This is a genomic window from Nonomuraea sp. NPDC050383 (genome assembly GCF_044459125.1).
In the GTDB taxonomy this organism is placed as follows: domain Bacteria; phylum Actinomycetota; class Actinomycetes; order Streptosporangiales; family Streptosporangiaceae; genus Nonomuraea.
Genome location: NZ_JBITIP010000010.1, coordinates 265,612 through 285,538 on the forward strand (window position 1 = coordinate 265,612; position 19,927 = coordinate 285,538).

Sequence of the window (19,927 nt, forward strand, 5' to 3'; positions counted from 1 at the left end):
GTACGGGGCCGCCGCACCACGGCGGCCCCGTACGGACTGGCCTCAGCTGTCGGTGAGGGCCCGGCGGAGCGTGGTGACGGCCAGCTCGATGGCCGACTCGGCGGCGTGCGTCTCGCGCAGCGCGTTGAGCATGACGAAGTCGTGGATGATGCCGAGGTAGCGGACGGCGGTGACGGGCACCCCGGCGGTGCGCAGCTTGCCGGCGTACGCCTCGCCCTCGTCGCGGAGGACGTCGGCCTCGCCGGTGATGACCAGGGCCGGGGGCAGGCCGGTCAGCTCGGCGGTGGTGGCGCGCAGGGGGGAGGCGGTGATCTCGGCCCGCTGGGTCTCGTCGGTGGTGTACTGGTCCCAGAACCACTGCATGCCGTCGCGGCGCAGGAAGTAGCCTTCGGCGAACTGGTGGTAGGAGTCGGTGTCGAAGGCGGCGTCGGTGACCGGGTAGAAGAGCACCTGCTGTCGCAGCGGCAGGCCGCCGCGCTGCTTGGCCATGATCGTCAGTGCGGCTGTCATGTTGCCGCCGACGGAGTCGCCGGCCACCGCGATGCGTGCGGGGTCCAGGCCCTTGGAGGCGCCCTCGGCGACGATCCACTGGGCCACGGTCCAGTTCTGCTCGATCGCCACCGGGTATCGGTGTTCGGGCGAGAGGTCGTACTCGGGGAAGACGACGGCCGCGCCGGTGCCGACGGCGAGCTCGCGGACGAGCCGGTCGTGAGTGTGGGCGTTGCCGAAGACCCAGCCGGCGCCGTGGATGTAGATGATCACGGGGAGGTCGCCGGTGGCGCCGGCCGGCCTGACGATGCGGGCCCTGACCTCGCCGGTGGGGCCGCCGGGGACCGTGATCCATTCCTCGTCGACGGCGGGCTTGTCGGCCGGGCCGGACTGGACGTCGTCGACGGCCTTGCGGCCTTCCTGCGGCGTGAGCTGGAAGAGGTAGGGCGGCTGGGCGGTCGCCTCGGCGAAGGCCTGGGCGGCGGGTTCGAGGACGGGCTTGTTCACGATGGCTCCAAGGATGGGTGGGAAAGGGCGAGGCTGTGGCGCGGTGGGGGGATGCCGTCCTTCGCACATCCAAGCAACCAGCGCCGGCGAGGACGAGGCAGAACGGCAGGCAGAAGTGTGGTTTCGCCTCGTGCCGGCTGTTCGTGGCGTGCTGGGATCGCCGCAGAACACCTGACATCTTCCGACAAGGAGCATTCTCATGACGCAGAGCACCATTCCGACGGTCGTCCTCGTGCACGGCGCGTTCGCCGACGCGGGCAGCTGGTCCGGCGTCATCGCCGAGCTGCAGGGGCATGGCGTGCCCGTGGTGGCGCCGCCCAACCCGCTGCGTGGCCTGGCGGCCGACGCGGCGTATGTCGCCTCGGTGGCGGCGCAGATCGACGGTCCGGTCGTGCTGGTCGGTCACTCGTACGGCGGCGCGGTCATCACCGTGGCCGGCGCGGCGGAGAACGTCGTGGGTCTGGTCTATGTCGCCGCGTACGTGCTCGAGGACGGCGAGAGCCTGGGCGAGCTGCAGGGGCGTTTCGCCGACTCGCCGCTCGGCGCGAACCTGCGGCAGACTTCGTACCCGGTGGAGGGCGGCGGGAGCGCCGTGGAGTTCACGATCGCTCCGGAGGCGTTCCCGCAGATCTTCGCCGCGGATGTGCCGGCGGAGGTGACCCGGGTGCTGGCGGTGACGCAGCGGCCGCTGGCGGGCGGGGCGTTCGCCGAGGCCGCGAGTACGGCGGCCTGGCGGGCGAAGCCTTCGTGGGCGATCGTCGCCGGCGCCGACCAGGCGATCAACCCCGAGGTGGAGCGGTTCGGGGCGGAGCGGGCGGGGGCGACGGTCGTCGAGGTGGCGGGCGCCTCGCACGCGATCGCGGTGTCCCGTCCCCAGGAGGTCGCCGGCGTGATCCGGGAGGCGGTCCGGGCCGTCTCGGCCTGAACACGCCGGCGTTCCTGTCTCCTACCGTCAGCGCAGGCGGGACTCGATGGCCTCGATGATCCGCGGGCGCAGCTCGGCGGCGCTGATGACGGCGTCGACGGAGCCGACCTCGACCGCGCGCCGGATGTTGTGCACGCGGTCGAACTCCGCGGCCACCTCGCCGAGCTTCTCGGCGCGGACGGAGGAGCGGAGCTCGTCCAGCTCGGCGGTGAGGGCGGCGCGGTCGGCTCCGGAGGCGGCCGCGACGCGGGCCTCCAGGTCGCGTACGCGGGGGTCGGCCGCGGTGCGGGCGTTGACGTCGCCGGAGAAGACGGCGGCGGCGGCCGGGGCGCCGCCGAGGACGGAGGCGTAGGAGCCTTCCAGGGCGAGCACGGTCATGTTCGGGTTGAGCGCCTTGGAGAACACCACGAACGCGCCGCCGTGGTAGCGGGAGATGACGCAGAACACGATGGGGCCGCGGAAGTTCACGATCGCGCGGCCGATCTCGGCGCCGTACTCCAGTTGCAGCTTGCGCATCGACTCGGGTGAGCCGTCGAAGCCGGACAGGTTGGCCAGCACCACGAGGGGCCGGTTGCCGCTGGCCGCGTTGATCGCTCGGGCGGCCTTCTTGGACGAGCGGGGGAACAGGGTGCCGGCGGTGTAGGTGTCGGGGCCGTCGGTGGGCGGGAAGCCGCGTCGCGGCACGGAGCGTGACTCGATGCCGAGCAGGCAGACGGGGATGCCGCCGAGGTGGACGTCCTGGACGACCGCGGTCTCGGCGTCGGCCATGCCCGCCCAGCGTTCCAGCACGGGGTGGTCCTGGTCGGACAGTGCGCGCATCACGGTGCGGATGTCGAAGGGCTTCTTGCGGTCGGGGTTGGCCTCGGGGGAGAAGATCTGGCCGACGGCGGTGAAGTCGCTGCCGTCCAGGGCGTGCGGGAAGTCGGAGATGTCGCGGTTGACGGGGTCGGTGGTGGTCGCCCGTCGTGGTGCGTGCTCGCCGGGTGCGATGTAGGTGTGGTCGTAGTACGACATGAGGACGTGGCGCGCGGCGGTCAGGTTGGGCGCCCAGTAGTGGGCCTGCCCGTTGGGGCCCATGACCCGGTCGTAGCCGCCGATGCCGAAGTTGTCCTCGGCCGAGACGCCGCCGGAGAAGTCGAGTGCCTGCTTGCCGGTGAGGACCATCGCCGAGTCCGGCGTCATGATGAGGATGCCCTTGGTGTGCATGAGCATCGTCGCCTCGGCGTTCCAGTAGGGCTGGGCGCCGACGTTGATGCCCGCGACGACGATGTTGATCTCGCCGCCGTCCTGGGTGAACTCGACGATCCGCTTGAGCGCGGCGGCGACCCAGTCCATGTTCTCGGTGCCGGACTTCATGGAGATGCGGGCGCCGGAGGACAGGGCGTACCACTCCAGCGGCACGCGCATCCGTTCGGCGAGGTCCAGGGCGGCGATCACGCGGCGGCACTCGGGCTCCGACAGGGCGCCGAGTGACTTGGTCGGGTCGCCGAGCAGCACGACCCTGGTGACGCCCTCGGGGTGGCGCGGGGTCGGCGTGGTGACCACGCCGGCGACGAGGGCGGCGGTGTTGCGCCCCTTGGGCCGGTCGACCGGCACCAGCGCGTGCTGGTCGTCGAGGTCGTGCTCGGTGAAGTCGCCGAGCAGGCCGGTCAGCTCGTACGGGTAGACGGTGTTGCGGCTGCTGGCGCGCAGCACCTTCTGCCGGTAGTCGTCGAGAGGTTCGACGGGCTCGTCGGACGGCTCGCCGATGGTCAGCTCGGTGCCGCCGGCGGCGTCGAAGGAGATGCGGACGGCGACCTTGGTCAGCTCGCCGGTCCTGCGGTCGCGTTGGCGCGCGATGAACAGGATCTCCTCCAGCCCGGCGCCCGCGGTGGTGGGGCGCACGCGTCCGGCGATCATTTCCACTTCGGCGCGGGTGATGTCGATCGGCGGCCAGACGTAGACGACGATGCGGTTGGTGTTGAAGCGTCTGGCGGACGGTCGCAGTGCCTGGGCGCGGCGGATGGAGTCGAGGCAGGAGGCGATGGTGTCCTCGGCGGTCGGCAGCGCCACCAGCCGGCCGTCGTGCTCGCGCAGCTCGGTCAGGTCGCGTACCTGGGCGAAGGCGACGAGACGGTCGTCGGAGGGGTTGTCCCGGGCCACGCACTGGAAGAGGTAGACCTCCTCGTCCGAGGACGGCAGGCGGGTGAGGTCGAACTTGCTCAGCCGCTCCAGTTGCATGCGCTGGGCGATGAACGGGTGCAGGCCGCGGATGAGCCGCTCCTCGGCCATCCCGGTGGGCGAGGGGCGGAAGGTGAAGTGGTGGTGCATCACCGCGCCGCGGCTGCCCGCGACCGTGGTCGTGAGCCTGCGGACCTGGCTGGGCAGCGGGTGGGCGCTGACGACCTCGTGCAGGGCGGCCGCCATCGCGTCGGAGTCCTGCGGCTGGTTCTCCCAGGCGAGGTAGATGTCGGCGTCGATGGCGTCCTCGCCGTCGGCGAGCTCGGCCAGGCCGCGCAGGGCGTCGCCCAGCGCTTCGAAGCCGACCGCGGAGGAGACGACGCACGAGCCGGCGCGCTCGGCGACCACGAACGTGCAGCCGGCGACCTGGCTGGTGCGGACGCCGGTGAGGCCCTTGTTGCCGTAGTAGCGCCGGGTCAGCACCTCCAGCATGGTGGCGTTGTCGAGGTCATCGCGGATGAGCCGCTGGCCGAGCAGCCGTACCAGCGGTTCGGTGCTGCGGACCATCTCGGCGACGCGCTCGGCGCGGTCGGGCGCGTCGGGGTGGGCGTCCAGGTGGCGCAGGTGCTTGCGGACCTGGGCGTAGACGCTGGCGCGGTTGCGGCGCAGCAGCGGCTGGGCGAACCAGGCGAACACCACGCCGCGGGCGAGGTCGGCCACCACGGGGAAGCGGACCTGCGTCGCGGCCACGAGCCGCTCCAGGGCGAGGCCGGCGGGCTCGCGCAGCGCCTCGTCCGGCGGCGCCTCCCGCAGCCAGGCGCGCAGCAGCGTCGCGATGACGGTGGCGTCGGCGGCGGCGCGCTGCTGGGCGAGGAAGATGCGGAACACCGCGGCTTCGAGCTCGGGGGAGGGCTCCAGGGTGGTGACGCCGTAGTGGCTGAGTGCCTTGGCGAGCTTGGCCTGGAAGGACTGCGGCAGGCCGGCCCGTTCGACGTCGAGGCTCTGGAGGTAGGTGTGGAAGTACTCGCGGGGGCTGTGCACGTGGCTGTTGCCGCCGTCGCCGCCGATGTCCTCGCCTGCCGGGCGGTTGCGGCTCAGCTCGGCGAGGTCGGCGAAGACGTCGATGAGTTCGAGCTCTTCGGCGAGCGGCCGGTGGCCGTCGTCGGTGGCCGCCTTGCGGGCGGTGAGGTAGTCGTCGAGGAGCCGGCGTTCGTCGTGCGGGTCGACGTCGAAGCCGAGCAGCAGGCTGCGCAGATCCTCCTGGCCGCGGGTGGCGCGGCGGCGCGCCGGGATCTCGCCGGGCGCGGCCGGCAGGTCGAGCTCGACGGAGTGGGTGGAGCCGGCGGCGGCCTCGGTGTCGTCGCCGAGCGGCTCAAGGCGCAGCAGCGGCGCGCCGGTCTCCACCTGGCTGCCGACGGACACGACGCATTCGGTCAGCCGCGCCTTGAACGGAGCCCGCAGCACGGTCTCCATCTTCATGCTCTCCAGCACCAGCACCGCCGCGCCGGCCTCGACCTCGGCGCCGACCTGCAGCGGGGTGGCGACGACGAGCGCGGGTGCGGGTGAGCGGACGACGCCGCCCTCGTCGCGGCTGATCCGGTGGGTCACGCCGTCCACCTCGACCAGGTGGGTGGGGCCGTGCGTGCCGGTGAGCAGGCGGTAGCGGGTGCCGTTGACGATGATCTGGCCGGTGTGCCGGTCGAAGCGGTCGAGCTCGACGTCGGCGATGCGGACGTCGTCGCCGGCTTCGACGCCGACGCGGAAGCGGTGCGCGCCGACCCGGGCGACGCGGACGCGGTAGGCGGCGCCGCGCAGCTTGAGGCCGAGCGGCCGGCCGCTCTGGTGCTGCACCTGGGGGCGTCCGCCGAACGCGGTCGACAGCAGCCGCTGCCGTTCGACGCGTTCCTCCTCCTCGTACGCCTCGATGGCGGCGGCGGCCAGCGCGACGGCGGAGTGGCGGTGGGAGACGAGCCGGCCTTCGCCGCGGACGCGGTCGATCCAGCCGGTGTCAGCGCTGGCGTCGATGACCTCGGGCTGGTCGAGCAGATCGAGCACGAAGCTCTTGTTCGTCGCGCCGCCCTCGATGATGACCGTGGTCTGCGCCATGGCGCGGCGCAGCCTGCCGAGGGCTTCGTCGCGGTCGCGGCCGTAGGCGATGATCTTGGCGATCATGGAGTCGAAGTCGGCGGGGATGGTGTCGCCCTCGCTGACGCCGGTGTCGACGCGGATGCCGGGCCCGGCGGGCAGGTCGAGGCGGGCGATGTGGCCGGGGGAGGGCGCGAAGTCGCGGTCGGGGTCCTCGGCGTTCAGGCGGGCCTCGATGGCGTGTCCGCGTTCCAGCGGCGGCTCGCCCTGGAGCCTGCCGCCGGAGGCCACCTGCAGCTGTGCCTTGACCAGGTCGAAGCCGGTGGTGACCTCGGTGATGGGGTGCTCGACCTGCAGGCGGGTGTTGACTTCGAGGAAGGCGAACTGCTTGTCGCCGGGGTGGTAGAGGAACTCGACGGTGGCCGCGCCGCGGTAGCCGACGGCGATGGCCAGGCGTTCGGCCGCCGCCTTGAGCTCGGCCGTCTGCACGGGGCTGAGCACCGGGGACGCCGACTCCTCGATGACCTTCTGGTTGCGCCGCTGGATCGAGCAGTCGCGGACGCCGAGCGCCCACGCGGTGCCCTCGCCGTCGGCGATCACCTGGACCTCGACGTGCCGGGCGCCGGTGACGAGGCGCTCCAGGAACACGACGCCGCTGCCGAACGCCCGCGCGGCCTCCTGACTGGTGCGCTCGTAGGCGTCGGCGAGCTCGGCCTCGTCGGTGATCACGCGGATGCCGCGCCCGCCGCCGCCGGCGGTGGCCTTCAGCATCAGCGGGTAGCCGATCCCGGCCGCCGCGGCCAGGGCGGCGTCCAGGGTCTCGACCGGGCCGCGGCTCCACGGCGCGACCGGCACGCCGACCTCCTCGGCGATCAGCTTCGCGCCGATCTTGTCGCCGAGCTTGCGCATGGCCTCCGCGCTGGGCCCGACGAAGGTGACGCCGATCTTGTCGCACAGCTCGGCGAACGCCGGGTCCTCCGCGACGAAGCCCCAGCCGACCCAGGCGGCGTCGGCGCCGGTCTCCACCAGGGCGCGCTCCAGGACCTTCAGGTCGAGGTACGGCCGGGCGGAGGCGGGGCCGAGGTCGTAGGCGATGTCGGCCTCGCGCACGAACGTGGCGGTGCGGTCCACGTCGGTATGCAGGGCGACGGTCTCCATCCGTGTCCCGGTCTCCGCGGCGACGTCCCGGACGGCGTGGATGAGCCGCATGGCGGCCTCACCACGGTTGACGATGGCGACACGACTGAACACCCGACCGAGCCCTCCTGTAGACCAATGATGTGCGCGCCGCGACGCGGCGGCCCCCCCCGGTAGTCTCCACCCTTCCCTCTACCGGGTGGGCACCGCCATGTCGCAGACAGCGCACGTTACGCGTCCCGAGTTGTGGGAAAACCACCAAAACCGCGCCGGCTCGCCCCCGTGATCGTGGTCAGAACGTCCTGCCGAGGGTCTGACTCGCCATCCGGAGGGAGTGGTCGACGGCGTCGAGGCCGCGCGGGAGCATGACGCGCTCGTAGGCGGCGACCGCGTCGGTGAGTGACTGCTCGCCGCGGGCTCGGGCTCGACATCGCCTGACGCCTGCGGCGATCCCGCACGGGCGTGGCGCGGCCCTCAGGTGCGGGGGCGCCCCGAGCACGGCCGCACGGCCGTCCTCTAGAGTGCTTTGCGTCCCACACGCGTCCGTGGCCCCCACCACGAGCACGAGCACGACCGAGGAGCGACCGTGACCGACCTGGCGTCCATGTCCCTGCAGCAGGGGATCGCCCGGGATCTCCAGGTGAGCGCGACCTTCGACGCGGGGCAGGAGATCGAGCGCCGGGTGGCCTTCCTCGCCGATCAGCTGACCTCCACGGGCCTGCGCTCGCTGGTGCTGGGCATCAGCGGCGGGGTGGACTCCATGACCGCGGGCCGGCTGTGCCAGCTCGCGGTCGAGCGGGTCCGTGCCGCCGGCGGTGAGGCGACGTTCTTCGCGATGCGGCTGCCGTACGGCGCCCAGGCCGACGAGAAGGACGCGCAGCTCGCGCTGAAGTTCATCCGGCCCGACCAGGTCCTGACCGTCGATGTGAAGTCCGCGGCCGACGCCGCGCTGCAGGCGCTGCTGGCCGGCGGCATGGTCTTCCGCGACGACCACCAGCAGGACTTCGTGCACGGCAACATCAAGGCCCGGCAGCGCATGATCGCCCAGTACGCGGTGGCGGGCGCGCACGCCGGCCTGGTGGTGGGCACCGACCACGCCGCCGAGGCGGTCTCCGGCTTCTTCACCAAGTTCGGCGACGGCGCGGCCGACGTGGTCCCGCTCACCGGCCTGACCAAGCGGCGCGTACGGGCCATGTCGGAGGCCCTGGGCGCGCCGTCCGCGCTGGTCTGGAAGACCCCGACGGCGGACCTGGAGACCCTGAACCCGGGCAAGCCGGATGAGGAGACGCTCGGCGTCACCTACGACGACATCGACGACTTCCTGGAGGGCAAGCCGGTCGGCGAGGCCGCCTTCGCGGCCATCGCCGCCCGCTACCGGCTCACCGAGCACAAGCGGCAGCCGCCGATCGCCCCCGGAACGGCCCGCTGATCCGCGGGGCCGCGATCAGGGGGCGATCGGGCCGGGACACGTCCCGCCCGGGACGTCGGTGACCGGTGGCAGGGGTCAGGAGGCGGTGGCGAGGGGGGCCACCGCGCGCATCCGCTCGAAGTTGTCCACGTACTGCCGGTAGACGCTCCTGTCGTTGAGCCGCAGCAGCGTCTCGTCGTTGCGGCGCAGCGACGTCTCGTTGTAGTTGTGGCTGCCCGTGAACACCCAGCGGGCGTCGCGGTCGCCGTCGAAGGAGCCTTCGACGAGGAGGTACTTGGAGTGGACGCGGCCGGGCAGCGCGCCGCCGTCGCCCAGCGTGCGCAGCTCGATCCTCGGCTCGGCCAGCAGCAGGCTCTTGACCTCCTCGTCCATGATGCCGTAGACGATCCGGACCGTGCAGCCCTGGGCGGCCAGGCTCCGGAGCTTCTCGGGGATCGCGATGCGGTAGGTGTCCCACTCCGACATGCCGACGCGGATGGTCGTGCCGCCGCGGCAGGACACCTTGCCGAGGTAGTCCACGATGGGGTCGGTGCCGGCGTCCGTGCCCGCACGGGGGAAGAAGTGGGCCCGTACCGAACCGCCCGGCCCGCCGGTGGTGGTGACACGGTAGTAGTCGAGGTTCTTGCGCTCGGCCGCCAGGTCGGCGAAGTAGCCGCTGTAGGCCGCGAACAGCCGCTTGTTGCCGGGCAGGACGACCAGGTTGTTCCAGTACGTGGAGGAGTTGAGGTCGGTCAGGTTGGCCGAGGACTGCACCACCACGTCGGAGACGTCGCCGGTCCGCGAGAACAGGTAGAACTTGTTGTGCTGGCCCTTGTCGCCGATGCACGCGGCGGTGCCGCCGGACGGGGGGCCCGTGCACACGTGCACCCAGGAGCCGGCGGAGGTGTCGGTGCCCAGCTCGGCCGACAGCCGCCCCGCCACGCCCGCCCCGCGCGTGTCGCCGTCGAGGATCACCTGGACGTCCACGCCGCGCCGGTGGGCGCTGATCAGCTCGTCGGCGAAGCCGGTGCCGGCCGCGCCGGACATGACGAAGTGGGCGAGCTGGATGCGGGAGGCGGCGGGCGCCTGGCGGACCAGGCCGCACAGCTCGCGCACGAGGGCGGCCGGGTCCCCGCCCACCGGCTGGTTGAAGACCGCGCCGCTGGTCACCGGCGTGTCGGTGCAGGCCGAGGCGATCGCGCTCTCGGCGCTCGCCACGGGGGCGCCCGCTAACGCGGCCGTGGCCGTGACTGCTCCGGCCGCCAGCATGGACAGAACCTTGCCTGACATCGGTCGCTCCTTCATGAGGCGGTCTCGGCCGCCGTCGTGCTCGGGGTGGGGACGGCTTCGGGGAAGTGGCAGGCGACCGGATGGCCCGTGTCCCGGTCGACGAGCGCCGGCTCCTCGTCCCGGCATCGATCCTGGGCCCGCCAGCAGCGCGTACGGAAACGGCAGCCTGACGGGGGGTTCAACGGTGAGGGAACATCTCCGCTCAGGACGATCTCGCCGCGCTCGTCGCCCCGCCAGTCGTCCAGGCTCGGCGCCGCCGACAGCAACGCCTGCGTGTACGGGTGCGACGGCCGCTGGTAGACGCCCTCCTTGGAGCCGGTTTCCACGATCTTGCCCAGGTACATCACCGCGACCTGGTCGCAGAGGTGGCGGACGACGCCCAGGTCGTGGGAGATGAACAGGTACGCCACGCCCAGGTCGCGTTGCAGCTCGCGCAGCAGGTTGAGGATCTGCGCCCGCACCGAGACGTCCAGGGCGGACACCGCCTCGTCGCAGACGATCAGCCGGGGCCGCACGGCCAGCGCGCGGGCGATGCTGATGCGCTGCCGCTGGCCGCCGGAGAACTGGTGGGGGTACCTGTCGGCGTGCTCGGGGCGCAGTCCGACGCGGCTCAGCAGGCCGCGCACCTCCTCGTCCCACCGCTCACGCGGCACCAGCCCGGGGTGGATGCGCCACGCCTCCTTGATCAGCGCGGCGACGGTCATGCGGGGGTTCAGCGCGGCGTACGGGTCCTGGAAGATGAGCTGGATCTCCTGGCGGAGCCTGCGCATCTCCTTGGCGGGCAGCGCCGTCAGGTCGCGGCCCTCGAACAGCACCTTGCCGCTGGAGGGCCGTACCAGGCCGACGATGGTGCGGGCGATCGTGGACTTGCCGCAGCCGGACTCGCCGACCAGCCCGACGGTCTCGCCGGGGCGCACGGTCAGGCTCACCCCGTCCACGGCCCGCACCTGCCCGCCGGGGCGGCCGATGCCGCTGCGCACGCGGTAGCCGGTGACGAGGTCCGTCAGCTCCAGCAGGGGCTCAGCGGGTGCGGGCATGCGCGATCATCTCCTCGGCGAAGTGGCAGGCGCTGGCCCGGCGCGGGCCGAGGTCACGCGGCTGCGGGTCTTCTTCGCGGCAGATGTCCCGGGCGAACGGGCAGCGCGGGTGGAAGGCGCAGCCCGTGGGCGGCGCGGCGAGGTCGGGCGGATGGCCCTCGATCGCCTCCAGCGGGGCGTCACCGTCCCGCACGGTGGGCACCGCCCGCATCAGCCCGATCGTGTACGGGTGCGCGGGCCGCTGGTAGACCTCGGCGACGGTGCCGGTCTCGACGATGCGGCCCGCGTACATCACCGCGACCCGGTCGGCGGCGCGGGCGACCACCCCGAGGTCGTGGCTGATGAGGATCATGCCGAGCCGGTCGGCCTGCTGGCGCCGGCGCAGCAGCCGCAGGATCTGCGCCTGCACGGTGACGTCCAGTGCGGTGGTCGGCTCGTCGGCGATGAGCAGTATCGGGTCGAGCGCCAGCGCCATCGCGATCATGACGCGCTGGCGCATGCCGCCGGAGAAGCGGTGCGGGTGGTCGTTCAGCCGCCGTTCGGCGTCCGGGATGCCGACCTGGGCCATGAGCTCGGCGGCGCGGCGGCGGGCCTCGGCCCGGCCGGTGCCCCGGTGCCTGCGGAACATCTCCGCGATCTGGTAGCCCACGGTCAGCGAGGGGTTGAGCGCGCTCAGCGGGTCCTGGAAGATCATCGCGATCCGTTCGCCGCGCAGCTTCTGCCATGCGCGGTCGGGCAGGCCGACGACGTCGCGGCCCTCGATCGCGACGCGTCCACCGGCGACCCTGGCCAGCAGGGGCGTCAGCCCCATCAGCGTGTGCGCCGTGACGCTCTTGCCGCTGCCGGACTCGCCGACGATCGCCAGCGTCTCGCACTCGCCGACCTGGAACGACACCCCGCGCACGGCCCGCAGCGGGCCTCTCGGCGTGTCGAACTCCACGGCCAGGTCCTCGACCTGCAGCAGGGGTGTCCTGGTTTCGTGCACCGTCGTCAGAGCTCCGTCATCGGGTCGGAGGCGTCGCGCAGCAGGTCGCCGAGGATCCCGATGCTCACCACCACCAGCGCCAGGGCGGCGCCGGGCGCGGCGGCGATCCACCAGGCCGACGCCAGGTAGTCGCGGCCCTCGGCGATCGTCGAGCCCCAGGACGCCTGGGAGGAGGGCACGCCGAGACCGAGGAAGCTCAGTGACGCCTCGGCGACCATGGTCAGGCCGACCTGTACGGTCGCCGCCACGAGCAGGGGCGGCAGGCACGACGGCAGGATGTAGTGGAGCAGCATGCGGCCGTGGGAGGCGCCCATCACCCGGGCCGAGTCCACGAACTCCCGGTCGCGGACCGCGATCGCCGAGCCGCGCACCACCCGGGCGAAGATCACCCAACGGGTCACCGCCAGCGCGATGATGACGTTCACCATGCTCGGGCCGAGAACGCCCGCCAGCAGGATCGCGAGCAGCAGGCTGGGGAAGGCGAGCTGGATGTCGCCGATCCGGGAGATCACCCCGTCGGCCCAGCCGCCGAAGTAGCCCGACAGCAGGCCGAGCAGCAGCCCGACCGATCCGCCGACGGCCACGGTCACCACCGCCACGGTCAGCGACGTGCGCATCCCGGCGAGGACCTCGGCCAGGACGTCCTGGCCGACCTGGTCGGTGCCCAGCCACGCGACGGCGCCGTCGGACAGCCGGCTGCCGGGCGGCAGCAGCCGGTCGACCGGGCTGGTCAGGGCGGCGTCGTAGGGCACCAGCAGCGGCCCGAGCAGGCCGGCCACCACGAACAGCGCGACGATCCCGAGGGCCAGGTGGGCACGCGCCGGCAGCCCGGCCAGCCGCTTGGTCACGGTGAGCCGCTTGGGCAGGTTCGGTGACGCCGTCGCGTCGCTCCGGTCAGGGGCTTTCACTGGCATCAGGCGTTCTCCAACTGGATCCTGGGGTCGAGGTACACGTACAGCACGTCGACCAGCAGGTTGAGCATGATGTAGCAGACCGTGATGACGGTGAGGATGGCCTGGACGACCGAGTAGTCGCGGAAGGTGATCGAGTCGACCAGCAGCGACCCGATCCCGGGCCAGGCGAAGATCACCTCGACGATGACGCCGTTGGCGATGAAGTAGCCCATGAGCAGGCCCAGCATGGTCACCACCGGCACCAGGGTGTTGCGCAGCACGTGGATGTAGAAGACCACCCGGTGGCTCAGCCCCTTGGCGTACGCCGTGCGGACGTAGTCCTGGTTGGTCTCCTCCAGGACGCCCGTGCGCACGAGCCGGCCCAGCCAGCCCACGAACGGCAGCGCCAGCGTGAGGGCGGGCAGCAGCAGGGCGGCCATCGTCCCGTCGGCCGTGCTGGGCAGGATCTGCATCCACCGCGCGAAGATCAGCGACAGCATGATGCCGATCCAGAACGGCGGCAGCGCCTGACCGACCAGCGAGGACACCGAGACCAGGTGGTCGGCCCAGGTGTTGGCGCGCCGGGCGGCGAAGGTGCCGGCGAGGAATCCCAGCACCACGGTGATCACCATTGCCCACGCCGACAGGGACAGGGTCGGGCCCAGCCGTTCCAGGCAGGCGTCGAGGGCGCTGACGCCCTGCCGCCAGGACTGGCCGAAGTCGAGCCGGACGACGTCCTGCAGGTGGTGCAGGTACTGCGCGAGCAGCGGGTCGCGCAGGCCGAGCTGCGTGCGCAGCGACTCCAGTGCCTCGGGGGTGGCCTGGCTGCCGAGGATCAGCTCGGCCGGGTCGCCCGGCAGCACGCGCAGCGCGATGAACACGATGGTGATGGCGCCCCAGATCTGCAGCAGCGCCTGGGCGAGGCGGCGTGCGACGAAGGCGGTCATGTGCCGCTCCCGCCGCTCGACGCCCGCACGACCAGCCGCGGCGGGAACAGGATCTGGTCGGGCCGGCCGTCGGCGTCCGGCCGCTTGAGCCGCCGCAGCATGTGGTCCACGGCCGACACGGCGATGTCGGCCGCGGGCAGCTCCACGGTGGTCAGCGAGGGGATGACGAACGGGGCGAAGGGGTGGCCGCCGTAGCCGACGACCAGTATGTCGTCGGGGATCCTCAGCCCCGCCTCGTCCGCCACCCGGTAGACGCCGAGCGCGAAGTAGTCGTTGCCGACCACGAAGGCCATGGGCCGCTGGGCGGTCCGCACGACCTCCCTGGCCAGCCGGTACGCCTCGCTCGGGTCCCACGGCATGGCGCTCTGCTCCAGCCGCCGGGTCGGCACCTTGATCATGGTGTCCGGCTCCACGGGCAGCCCGCTGTCGGCCATGGCCCGGCGGTAGCCCTCGACGCGGTCGGCGACCGAGGACACCCCCAGGTCCTCCTCCAGGAAGTAGATCTGCCTGGCGCCCATGGCGATGGCGTGCCGGGCCGCCTCGTAGCCGCCCCGGACATGGTCGACGCCCACCAGGTCGGTGTTCAGCTCGGGCACGTCACGGTTGATCAGCACGAGCGGGACGCCGGCCGAGCGGAAGCGCCGCCAGTGGTCGGCCCCTTCCTGCACCGCCACCACCAGGACGCCGTCGACGCCGCGGCGCAGCAGCTCGTCGGCCGCGCGCCGCTCGTTGGCCACGCTCTCCTCCGTCGCCATCAGCAGCAGGGAGTAGCCGTGCCTGCGGCAGTGCTGCTCCATCCCGCTGATGAGCTGGGCGTAGAACGGGTTGGACGGGTTGGTGATCACCATGCCGAGCGTGCTCGCGGAGCCCAGGACCAGCGACCGCGCCGTCACGTTCGGCACGTAGCCGAGCCGCTCGGCCTCGGCCTTGACGCGGTTCCTGGTCTCCACTCCGACGCTGTCCTTGTCGGCCAGCGCCCGCGACACGGTGTTCACCGAGACGCCGAGGCTTTCGGCCACATCTTTCAGGGTGGTACGGCGTGCGTTACGCATGCTGCCCCCAGACTCGATCGAGTTCCGCATGGATCACCCGGCGGTCGACACCGTGCGGAACTCGGGCTGGCTGTTGGCCGCGGGGACGAATCCCGTCACGGTGGAGCGCAACCCGTACGTGCTCGACAGCGCCGCGGGGAAGACGCCGACCGCGTCACGCCAGATGATCTCGCACGCCTGGCCGTACAGCGACTTGCGCTCGTCCTGGTCGGAGGTCGAGCGGGCCTTGGCGAGGATGCCGTCGAGCTCCTTGTTGTGGTAGCCCATCCGGTTGGCCGTGCTGGTGTAGAGCCTGCCGAGGGTGTAGTCGGCGTCGCCGGTGGTCACGGTGTTGACCTGGAGCTCGATGTCCCAGTCGAGGGCCGTCAGCCGCTTGATCCAGGCGGCCTTCTCGATCTGCTGCGGCTCCACGACGACGCCGACCTTGGCCCAGGCCGAGATGATCGACTGCGCCAGCTCGGTCGCCAGCGGGCCGGTGTCCTTGAACCACATCATCGAGGTGCGGATGCCGGAGCCGTGGCCGGCCTCGGCCAGCTCGCGCTTGGCCAGGTCGGGGTCGTACGGGTACGGCTGCTGCGGCGCGTGGCCGAAGACCGCGGGCGGGATCGGGGCGTCCATGACCGTGGCGGCGTCGCCGTACAGGCTGGAGACGATGCCCTTGATGTCCAGCGCGTGGTGGAGCGCGCGGCGCACGCGCGGGTCGGAGAAGGGTTTGCGTCCGCAGTTGAACCAGGCGAGGAAGTAGTTCAGGCCCGGCTTGCTCTCGATCCGCACGCCGTTGACGCCGCCCAGCCGCTTGAGCTCGTCGGGCGGGATGATCCAGGTGACGTCCACCTCGCCGTTCTGCAGCGAGGTCATGCGCGTGGAGGCCTCCGGAATGTACGGCAGGCGCAGCCCGGACAGCTTGGCGGCGCCGCCCCAGTGGTTCGCGGCGGGCTTGAGCAGCAGCTGCGAGGACGGGGTGAACGACTCGACGGCGAACGGGCCGCTGCCGATGGGCTTGCGGGACAGGTCGGCCTTGCCGATCTGCGTGGCGGGGATGACGAAGGCGAGCGTCAGGTTCACCAGCAGGGTGCCGAGGGGCTCCTTGGTGGTGATCCTGATGGTGCGCGGGTCGGGGGCCTCGACGCTGTCGACGGCGCTCCACAGGGGCTTCTGCGGGCCGTCGGAGGCGGCCAGCCGCTCCAGCGACGCCTTGACGTCGGCCGAGGTCAGCTTGGCGCCGTCGTGGAAGACGACGTCCTCGCGCAGGGTGAACTCCCACGAGGTGTCGTCGGGCTGCCGCCAGGAGGTGGCCAGGCTCGGCGCGAGCTCCTCGCCCTTCCTCGTGACGAGGGTGTCGTAGATCTGCCGGTTGGCCAGCAGCGACGCCTCGTCGACCGCGCTCGCCCCGTGCGGGTCCAGGTCGTTGATGGCCTGGTAGAACGCGGCGCTGAGCGGCCGGTTCCGTCCCGGTGCCGCCGCCGTCCCCGGGGCGCCGGGGGCGCACCCGGAGACCAGGGCGGGGAGGGAGGCGCCGGCGACCCCAGCTCCCAGGAGGGTCAGGAACTGCCGCCTGCCCACTCCCTCCGTTGCTGTCATGTCCGTTCCTCTCTCAGCTCTTGAGCGCCAGGTAGATCAGGACCTTGGCCTTGGCGCCGGACCCGGTCAGGGTGCCGCGCACGCGCAGCCAGTGGCCGAACTCGCGCACCCGCCAGGACACCAGCCCCGGCTCGGTGGTGACCTGGCCGGCGTCGTCGTCGTCGCACCAGTGCAGGCCGTCGGGGGAGATCTGGGTGGTCAGCTCCAGAGCGGGCGCCTCGCCCTCCAGAGCCAGGGTCCGCACGAACCAGCGCGCCTCCCCCGCCCACCCGGCCTCGTACGGCTCGGTCGTGAAGTCGGCGGTGAAAGTGGTGTTGCGCTCCAGAACCGCGGTAAGAGCATGCCTCATGCCGATGTTCACCAATCCACGGAAATAAGTGCGGAATCAAGGAAGAGGAAATTGCGTACCGGGGAATGGGTGCGCACGCTCACGTAGAAATTGAGCAGGTTCTCCAGGCCGTCGTACTTGTCGGGATAGTGGGGGACCGGCACCTGGCGCATGTCCATGATCCGGTCGTTGACCTGAAGCTCGATATTCGTCCGGGTCCTGGTGTCGAACTGCCAGCGCAGGTAATGCCAATTGACCTTGGTCGGGACCTCGTTGTAGCAGAGGAACTGCGGCTCCTCCTCCAGCGCGTGCCAGTCCTCCGGGTCGGGCGCGGTGAAGTCCTCGGTGGGCGACAGGTTCTCCTGGTTGTGCAGGTTCTCCCTGGGGGTGGGCTCGGGCACCACCGGGTAGACCCAGCGCCGGGTCAGCCGGTTGTCCAGGTCGGTGTTCTGGTAGCGGGCGACGCAGTGGTAGCGGATGCCCTCGCCGTCGCACAGGTCCGTGGCCACGGTGAACGCGCCGAACTGGGCCTCCGACGGGTGCAGGTTGCCGTCCCACTCGATGTCGCCGAAGCTGTTGCCGAGCGAGGAGTCGGCGGTGGCCGCCTCGCTCTTGTAGGTGAAGTACGTCTCGAACTGCACCACCCCTCGCTGCGCCATGGTCAGGCGGCGGATGGCGACGGCGGTGTGGCCCGTCACCGGCCGGGTGGCGACCTTGAGCGCGTAGTTGCCGCTCATCGCGGCGTGGGTGCCGATGTCGAAGAAATCGCACGAGCTGAGCTGCGGCGGCCGGAAGTCGCGCATGTGGACGTCGACGGTGTCGAGATTGCCGTAGCCGTCGTGATTGCCGATGAGTTCGCACCAGCCGTGTGTCCCGGTGTTGAACTCGTCGAAAGCGAGGATGCGTGGCAGGGGATTGAACTTGGACAGCTTCGGATCCGCCGCGATCAGTGCGCGCCGTAGATCATCGGCCGGAACATGGGTGGTCTCCACGCTGGAGGCGTCCTTCCCATCGATGAATTCCCTGGGTGGATTAACGTTCACGTGAACGTTAATTCCAGGTTTCGAGGACGCTAACTTGTCGCGTCCGCGCATGTCAAGGGATGTCCACGAACAGGTCACGGCCCGGATGTGCCGCGGCCTCAGAGCAGCCGCCCGCTCACAGGGCCCCCGCTCAGAGCAGCCGGGCGGCGAGTTCCTCCCATTGGCGCGACGGCGGCTCGTCGGGTGTGGCGGTGATCACGTGCATGCTGACGTGATCCGCGCCGGCGTCGAGATGCTCCCCGACGCGACGGGCGACGTCGTCGGGGTCACCGGTGGCCACCAGTGCCTCGACCAGTCGGTCGTCGAGCGACTCGGCGTCGTCGAATCCCAGGTCGCGCAGCAGCGTGAGCCGGTTGGGCAGGGCGGCGGCCGCGTGGGCGCGGGCCAGCTCGGCCGCCCGCGAGCGGGACGGCTCCAGGACGACGAGCTGGGTGACGGCCAGCAGCGCCTGTGACCCGAGCAGCTTCCGGGCCTGGCGGGTGTGCTCGACCGGCATGCCCAGCGGGTGGGCGCCCCACGAGCGTTCGCCGGCGAGCTGGATCATCTTCGGGCCCAGCGCGGCCACGACCCGCGGCGGGGCGGTGGCCGGCGGGCCGAACGGGGCGGCGTCGATCCCGTCCAGGTAGGCGCGCATGGTCGCCACCGGTGGGCCGAACCGGTGCCCGCGCACGTCGGCGACCAGAACCGGATGGCTGACACCCAGGCCCAGCAGGAACCGCCCGGGGAACGCCTCCGCCAGGGTGCGCTGCGCGGCCGCGGCGCTGACCGCGTCACGCGCGTAGATGCTGGCGGTGCCGGTGGCGACGACGGTCCGCCGGGTGGCCGACAGCAGCAGGGCGGCCTGGGACATGGCCTCGCGGCCGGTCGCCTCGGGAAACCACAGGGCCCGATAGCCCAGGTCCTCGACGGCCGCGGCGGCCCGGCGCAGAGCGCGGGCGGGATAGCGGTCCGCCTCACCCGCCCAGATGCCGACCCGTCCGAGGTCGAGCCTGCTCATCGGTCCCGCCGCGCGGTGTCCTGCGCGGCCAGGAAGCTCTTGATCTGGGCCGCTCCGCCGCGGGCCAGCCAGGTGGGCAGGTCCATCAGGCCGGGGTGCAGGGCGCGGGTGAAGGCGACGTCGGCGCGGTAGCCGCGCTCGTTGAGCCAGATGTAGGAGTAGGCGAAGTCCACGCCGAACTCGGCGATCGCCTCGACGGGGATCTGGACGTAGGGCAGTGACAGCCCGACGGCCTGGGAGATGGCGGCGGCGATCTGTACGGGGGTCAGTTCGTCTCCGGCCAGGTCGACGGCGCGGCCGATCCACTCCTGCGGCCGGGCGAACGCCAGCGCGGTGAACACCCCGACGTCGTCCACGGCCATGATCTGCTGGGGCACGTCCGCCGCGAAGGCGGTGGCCACGGTGCCGCCGTGCAGGTGGTAGGGGCCGGTGTAGTTCTCCATGAAGGAGACCGGGCGCAGGAAGGTCGCCGGCAGGCCCAGCCGGGTGATGTGCTGTTCGATGCGCCATTTGCTCACCACGTTCTGCGGCAGCTTCTCGGTGTCGTGACGGCCGGCGCCGGCGAGCGAGGCGTAGACGAGGTGCCGCACACCGGCGGCGTGGGCCGCGTCGGCGACGTTGCGGCCCCGGCGCACCTCGTCGTCGGCGCCGAAGCCCGGCGCGGTGCCGGGGGAGCCGACGGTGGGCTGGACGCTGAAGACGCCGTGGGCGCCTTCGGCTGCGGCGACGAGCGAGGCGAGGTCGTCCATCTCGGCGCTGACGAGCTCCGCGCCCGCCTGCGCCAGCGTCCGGGCCGCGGGGGAGGTCGCGTCGCGCGTCACCGCTCGTACCCGCCAGCCCTCGGCCAGCAGCCGCGCCGTCACGGCGCGGCCCTGCAGGCCGGTCGCCCCCACCACCACGATGGTCTTCACGATGTGTCTCCACTCGGTAGGCATGCGGAGGCCACCCGTCTAAGTGGGGTACCCCTCCGGTTCTGGTCGAGTACGATATGGAGGGCCACCCCGTTTTGCAAGTTCGCCGCCTGATCAGCTCGGTGACCAGGCGCGTCGTACCGTCGTCGCAC

Annotated in this window: 15 protein-coding genes; 2 read left to right on the forward strand and 13 right to left on the reverse strand. The window is 71.9% G+C overall.

From position 1 onward, the window contains the following. Positions 1-42: 42 nt before the first annotated feature. Positions 43-996: an alpha/beta hydrolase gene (locus ACIBG4_RS25550; protein ID WP_397203946.1), complete on the reverse strand. Its 954-nt coding sequence runs from the start codon at positions 994-996 to the stop codon at positions 43-45. A 199-nt stretch (positions 997-1,195) separates the two neighbouring features. Here ACIBG4_RS25550 and ACIBG4_RS25555 point away from each other — a divergent pair, with 199 nt between their 5' ends. Further along, complete coding sequence (locus tag ACIBG4_RS25555; RefSeq protein WP_397203947.1) at positions 1,196-1,921, forward strand: alpha/beta fold hydrolase; 726 nt, start codon at positions 1,196-1,198, stop codon at positions 1,919-1,921. A gap of 27 nt (positions 1,922-1,948) precedes the next feature. On the opposite strand, the gene ACIBG4_RS25560 is transcribed toward ACIBG4_RS25555, so the two are convergent. Further along, complete coding sequence (locus tag ACIBG4_RS25560; protein WP_397203948.1) at positions 1,949-7,417, reverse strand: carboxyl transferase domain-containing protein; 5,469 nt, start codon at positions 7,415-7,417, stop codon at positions 1,949-1,951. A gap of 490 nt (positions 7,418-7,907) precedes the next feature. Here ACIBG4_RS25560 and nadE point away from each other — a divergent pair, with 490 nt between their 5' ends. Beyond that, positions 7,908-8,732, forward strand: a complete 825-nt coding sequence (nadE, locus tag ACIBG4_RS25565; protein WP_397204001.1) for an ammonia-dependent NAD(+) synthetase — start codon at positions 7,908-7,910, stop codon at positions 8,730-8,732. Positions 8,733-8,807: 75 nt separating this feature from the next. On the opposite strand, the gene ACIBG4_RS25570 is transcribed toward nadE, so the two are convergent. From ACIBG4_RS25570 to ACIBG4_RS25620, 11 genes are all read right to left on the reverse strand, one after another. Then, on the reverse strand, positions 8,808-10,001 hold the full coding sequence (locus tag ACIBG4_RS25570) for a phosphatidylserine/phosphatidylglycerophosphate/cardiolipin synthase family protein (protein WP_397203949.1): 1,194 nt from the start codon (positions 9,999-10,001) through the stop codon (positions 8,808-8,810). An 11-nt stretch (positions 10,002-10,012) separates the two neighbouring features. Continuing rightward, positions 10,013-11,038, reverse strand: coding sequence for a dipeptide ABC transporter ATP-binding protein (locus ACIBG4_RS25575; protein ID WP_355441654.1), 1,026 nt, complete (start codon positions 11,036-11,038; stop codon positions 10,013-10,015). Then, complete coding sequence (locus tag ACIBG4_RS25580) at positions 11,022-12,023, reverse strand: ABC transporter ATP-binding protein (protein ID WP_397203950.1); 1,002 nt, start codon at positions 12,021-12,023, stop codon at positions 11,022-11,024. The genes ACIBG4_RS25575 and ACIBG4_RS25580 overlap by 17 nt, the downstream gene beginning before the upstream one ends. 5 nt (positions 12,024-12,028) lie before the next feature. After that, positions 12,029-12,937 carry an ABC transporter permease gene (locus ACIBG4_RS25585; RefSeq protein ID WP_397203951.1) on the reverse strand — a complete coding sequence of 303 codons (909 nt, stop codon included), beginning with the start codon at positions 12,935-12,937 and terminating at the stop codon, positions 12,029-12,031. Further along, a complete protein-coding gene (locus ACIBG4_RS25590; protein ID WP_397203952.1) occupies positions 12,937-13,863 on the reverse strand; it encodes an ABC transporter permease in 927 nt (308 codons plus the stop codon). Before ACIBG4_RS25590 ends, ACIBG4_RS25585 begins: the two co-directional genes overlap by 1 nt. Next, the gene (locus ACIBG4_RS25595) at positions 13,860-14,882 is read right to left on the reverse strand and encodes a LacI family DNA-binding transcriptional regulator (protein WP_310712517.1); all 1,023 of its coding nucleotides are present in this window, start codon (positions 14,880-14,882) and stop codon (positions 13,860-13,862) included. Before ACIBG4_RS25595 ends, ACIBG4_RS25590 begins: the two co-directional genes overlap by 4 nt. A gap of 66 nt (positions 14,883-14,948) precedes the next feature. After that, complete coding sequence (locus ACIBG4_RS25600; protein WP_397203953.1) at positions 14,949-16,496, reverse strand: ABC transporter substrate-binding protein; 1,548 nt, start codon at positions 16,494-16,496, stop codon at positions 14,949-14,951. 13 nt (positions 16,497-16,509) lie between these two features. Then, positions 16,510-16,845 carry a hypothetical protein gene (locus ACIBG4_RS25605; protein WP_310712519.1) on the reverse strand — a complete coding sequence of 112 codons (336 nt, stop codon included), beginning with the start codon at positions 16,843-16,845 and terminating at the stop codon, positions 16,510-16,512. An 8-nt stretch (positions 16,846-16,853) separates the two neighbouring features. Next, positions 16,854-17,816, reverse strand: coding sequence for a DUF6772 family protein (locus ACIBG4_RS25610; protein ID WP_397203954.1), 963 nt, complete (start codon positions 17,814-17,816; stop codon positions 16,854-16,856). A gap of 181 nt (positions 17,817-17,997) precedes the next feature. Continuing rightward, entirely contained in the window at positions 17,998-18,864 is an 867-nt protein-coding gene (locus tag ACIBG4_RS25615) for a TIGR03620 family F420-dependent LLM class oxidoreductase (protein ID WP_397203955.1), read from the reverse strand. Continuing rightward, on the reverse strand, positions 18,861-19,775 hold the full coding sequence (locus ACIBG4_RS25620) for an NmrA/HSCARG family protein (RefSeq protein ID WP_397203956.1): 915 nt from the start codon (positions 19,773-19,775) through the stop codon (positions 18,861-18,863). Before ACIBG4_RS25620 ends, ACIBG4_RS25615 begins: the two co-directional genes overlap by 4 nt. Positions 19,776-19,927: the final 152 nt, after the last annotated feature.